The 1,325-nt window shown below is 68.4% G+C and carries 1 pseudogene; it reads right to left on the bottom strand.

The features are described 5' to 3' along the window. Window positions 1-44: 44 nt before the first annotated feature. Window positions 45-1,246, bottom strand: a pseudogene (locus tag RB623_RS30390) (integrase core domain-containing protein). Window positions 1,247-1,325: the final 79 nt, after the last annotated feature.

Raw genomic sequence — 1,325 nt, 5'->3', positions numbered from 1 at the left:
TGTCCAGCGGATGGATGGGTAACAGATTGAACCGGATACATGGGTTACAGTTCTCCCCGCTGCTGGTCCGCAAAAGCGCCGGCTGGTCGGGGTTGCAAGGCGGTTTTGCGGACCAGCCTGCCGCGCTTGTCGTCGATGAAGCCGAGGCGATGGGCGTAGAAGCGCATCGCCCATTCGCCGGTCTCGGTCTCCTCGATGGCGACCGGCTCGCCGGCCAGCGTTGCCGAGACATAGACCTCGGCGCCGCGCCATTTGACGGCGCCGTTGTGGCGCACCCTGCGCACCGCCGCCTCGGCCGGATAGTCGGGCTCGGGCGGGCTTGCCGGCATTTTGCGCGGCGAGGGCCGGTAGTGCTCGACCGGCGTGTCCATGCCGAGGCTCTCGTGCGGACGCTCATGGTTGTACTCGCGCCGGAACGTCTCGAACCTTCTGGCCTGCGCCGCCCGGTCGGCCGCCGGCGCCTTGGCCAGCGGCAGCATGGTCAGGTGGAAGCGCTCGTGCCCGCCGTTCTGCTGCGGCTTGCCCGGGTCGATGCGCTCCAGCGTGATGCCGAGCTTGATGAAGCGCAGCGACAGCGGTGTCAGCCCGGTGATGCCGGCGGCCGCGAAGGGCGGACCATTGTCGGTTCGGATGCGCTCGGGCGCCCGTGCTCGCCAAACAGCCGCTCGAACACCGGCCAGGCCTCCTGTTCGCCGGTCGAGCCGGTCGCCTCCAGCGCCAGCAGATAACGGCTCTTGGCGTCCATCACCGTCAGCGGCTCGCAGCGCCAGCCGTCGCCGGTCCTGAACCAGCCCTTGTGATCGCCGCTCCACACCGCGTTCGGCGCATCCGGCTGCGGCCACGGGCCGTTGCCAGCCCCCTTCCAGCGGGCCCGCCGCCGCCCCACCAGACCGTAGCGCGAAAGGATCGCGCCCGCCGTCGAGGCCGACGGCCAGGCAATGCCAGCCTCCAGGCGCGAAAGCCGCGCAACGATCTTCTTGGGACCCCACTGCGGATGAGCCTCCTTCTCCGCAACGATCCGATCGACAACCGCAGTCGGCGTCGCTCGCCCGTGCTTGAGCGGCGCCCGCGGCCGGTCGCGCAGACCCTCGGGCCCAATCTCACGGTAGCGCCCGAGCCACTTGTAGCCCGTCTTGCGCGAGATCCCGTACGCCGCGCAAAGCCCCGTCATCGTCTCCTCATCCTCAAGACACGCCGCAACAAACAAAAGCCGCTCGTCCATGATGCCAGTCTCTCGCCATCCCATCGCCGGTCCTCCCGGCGGACAAGAAAACTGTCACCCATCTATCCGGTCCATTCCGTTACCTATCTATCCGGGTCGGACA

This window comes from Mesorhizobium sp. LHD-90, from assembly GCF_030929505.1.
GTDB lineage: Bacteria > Pseudomonadota > Alphaproteobacteria > Rhizobiales > Rhizobiaceae > Kumtagia.
This window is presented reverse-complemented; position numbering and strand designations above follow the sequence as displayed.